At 59.9% G+C, this 2,714-nt stretch carries 5 protein-coding genes and 1 pseudogene; all 6 read left to right on the top strand.

All coding sequences use genetic code 11. From position 1 onward, the window contains the following. Positions 1-468 (top strand): conjugation system SOS inhibitor PsiB (gene psiB / locus SPH27_RS22980; protein ID WP_322435923.1); only part of this gene is annotated, 468 nt, incomplete at its 5' end. After that, a complete protein-coding gene (locus tag SPH27_RS22975; protein WP_275148236.1) occupies positions 465-1,196 on the top strand; it encodes a plasmid SOS inhibition protein A in 732 nt (243 codons plus the stop codon). The genes psiB and SPH27_RS22975, both read left to right, overlap by 4 nt. Further along, entirely contained in the window at positions 1,193-1,423 is a 231-nt protein-coding gene (locus tag SPH27_RS22970; RefSeq protein ID WP_032641239.1) for a hypothetical protein, read from the top strand. The genes SPH27_RS22975 and SPH27_RS22970 overlap by 4 nt, the downstream gene beginning before the upstream one ends. After that, positions 1,420-1,644, top strand: a complete 225-nt coding sequence (locus tag SPH27_RS22965; protein ID WP_237848195.1) for a hypothetical protein — start codon at positions 1,420-1,422, stop codon at positions 1,642-1,644. Before SPH27_RS22970 ends, SPH27_RS22965 begins: the two co-directional genes overlap by 4 nt. A 190-nt stretch (positions 1,645-1,834) precedes the next feature. Then, positions 1,835-1,984, top strand: a pseudogene (locus tag SPH27_RS22960) (DUF5431 family protein); the annotation flags it as partial. Continuing rightward, positions 1,932-2,051, top strand: a complete 120-nt coding sequence (locus SPH27_RS22955) for a type I toxin-antitoxin system Hok family toxin (RefSeq protein WP_223230179.1) — start codon at positions 1,932-1,934, stop codon at positions 2,049-2,051. The pseudogene SPH27_RS22960 and the gene SPH27_RS22955, both read left to right, overlap by 53 nt. Positions 2,052-2,714 lie beyond the last annotated feature (663 nt).

Here is a 2,714-nt window from a genome sequence, read left to right as displayed (position 1 = left end):
GGAGGCCGCCGCCTTCGGGCGGCGGGAACAGACATGACCATGCAATATGACCTGAACCGAATCAACACCCTGACCGCATCCGACCTGGAGTTTATCCGTCAGCAGGGCGAGGACGCGCGCCGCGCCCTCAGCGATGCCGTGACCGGCCTTCTGTCGACACCTGAAGGATGGTGCGTCTGCGCCGAGTTCCGCACCGAGTTCGGCGGCTTCTTCCCCGTCCAGTGCCGCTTCAGCGCGGACGGCAGCGATGACTGGCATCTGTGCGTGTGCAGCCCCGGCGAAGTCTCACCTTACTGGCTTCTGGTGCTGCTCTCCTCCGGCGGTGAAGTGGTGCGTACCCTTTACCAGAGCGACACGCTCCAGCCTGACAGGATAAACCAGCTGATCGCGCAGCTGGCAGGTATGCGCCGCTTCAACTGCACAGCCAGCACCGTGGTGAACCTGATGAGCGAGGAGGTGACAGCATGATCCCGTCCTCACACGCGCTCGTTTCCCTGAAGCCCGCCCGTCAGGCTGCAATTCAGGCTATCAGCCATGTTGAGTCTGCCCGCGAACGCGGCGCACGACTGCCCGCCATGCCGTATGTGCGTACCTTTCTTCGCTTGCTCACGGGCAGCGGACGTCTCAACGCCACGGTGGCCAATAAAATACCTGGCCTGCACTGGGTGCCAAATAACCGTCATTCGAACCTGAAACAGGTCGAGGAGGCGCTTAACACCATGATCGCCACCAGTGGCGAAGCCTGCCCGCTGCCGCTCACGATTGACGTTCAGGCCGAACTGTTTCCTGAAGTCATGCACACCCGCACGGGTCGACGGCTGCACAGGTCCGGCATTAAGACCACGCGCCAGCTGCGCCGCCAGTCCCGCGAGTACGAACAGCGCTGGAAACTGCGCCAGAACCTGCTGGAGCAGGCGAAAATCGACCTGAATTTTCAGTCACCGGAAACCGTCTGCACCTGGTACACCCGGTGGAGCGACGAGTTTGACGCGGCAGAGCTTGCCGGACCGTTCTGGCGCTGGCAGTCGCGGTTCACGTCGCTGAAGGAACTTGACTGGCTTCGCATCAGCGGCGAGCCGCTGTATGCAGTGATGTACGAAATCCCGTTTATCGTGCGGGAGACTCCGGGATCTGTCCGTACTGCTGAGCGCTGGCAGGTGCCGAACAAGCTGCGGTATCAGCAGGGGGCAGAATGAGAAATAACCCCTGCAAGACGGAGCTGAAAGTCGCGCGCAGCCAGCGTAACAAGCTCCGTACCATGTCGGCAAAGCTGAAAGAGATGTGCTGCGAGTGGGACGGACTCAGTGGCTGGCTGGAAACCGAAAGCGAGCAGCTGGCTGAGAGTATAGACAGGCATCTTGAGGCGCTCGAAGACCAGATCCGCGAGTGGTCAGAAGGTACGGATAACCGGGAGGGCTATTGAGCATTATCAGCCGCAGGTTCGACAAAAAAGAGACAGGAACCGTGTTCCGGCATGCTGAAAGCGGGAAGATCCTGTACCGCCTTGATGCCCGGCTGGAGCGGGATGACTGGGAAATGTTGCAGGCGTTGATCAGCCTTGTCTATAACGCCGGCGTAGCCGCCGGAAGCGAACAGCGAGCCGCTGATATTCGTGAGGCGCTGGGGATTGCAGTGGCTAAATGACGCGGAAAAATGATGAGGATTTATACAGTTTTCAGACTGTTATTCCTGGGCAGATGATCGACGACGGGATATAATGGCGATGGCGCTTGAGGCTTTTTGCCTCATGACGAGAAGGTGGTTTGTTACCGGTTGTGTGGCAGAAAGCAGAAAGCCCCGTAGTTAATTTTCATTAACCCACGAGGCCACCTGTATGCCTAGACAACATCAGGATAGCCTCTTAGATGCCGCAAGGCAAGGAGAAGAAGGCCATGAAACTGCCACGAAACACCCTGCTCTGGTGCGTATTAATAGTGTGTCTCACACTGCTGATATTCACTTACCTGACACGGAAATCGCTCTGCGAAATCCGATACAGGGACACGGACAGGGAGGTGGCAGCTTTTATGGCTTACGAATCCGCTAAGTAGCTAACCCCGGCGGGGGGAAACCCCCGCCATTCAGGGGCTGAGACTGTGTGGACATGCCTGAAGCGCCTTTATGAAGGGGTTGCCGGTTTACCGGTAGCCCCTTTTTCCTTCCTGACGCGACCGCACGCCTGAACTTCCGGGAAGGGCTGTTCCCCTGCGGGGAACGGGGGAAGGGGGACGCGCCTTCGGCGCTGCCCCTCTGCTCCCTCCGCCTTGTCCACACTCCAGCCTTTCCCGCCTGATTTTGCTGAAGTCAGAGCGCCATGAGTTACCTGCCTGTGCCTGGCATCAGCCTGGTTTTCCCTGTGTTCTTCATTCCGGGCGTCATATACGGCGTCCTGCTGGTTAACTTTCTCAGCTGCAGCTCCGTGGCCATAACCTGAAAACAGGGCAGGGCGATGGCCCCCTTCGGCTCCCGGCCAGCGTTGCTGTCCGGTCGTCGAGCCCCACTCCGCCAGGGCGGCTGCTGCGCACCCGCCGGGCTCCGCCGAACCCCTCCGGGTTTCGGGCTGACGCTAGGGTCTGATGGCTAAGGTCAAAGGCTGCGGCTTCTCCGGCCGTGCCGTCCGGAACGCCTTCACCGCGCCGGCTGATGCCGTCGCTTTAAGGTCGCCACGCCGTTCCGACGTGTCGGGTGTGTGCATCCTGTTCCCCCGGTGAAGC

It is taken from the genome of Enterobacter sp. A103 (assembly GCF_034427535.1).
Taxonomy (GTDB): Bacteria; Pseudomonadota; Gammaproteobacteria; order Enterobacterales; family Enterobacteriaceae; genus Enterobacter; species Enterobacter asburiae_B.
Note: the sequence above shows the minus strand (reverse complement) of the source record. Positions and strands in the feature narration are given on the sequence as shown.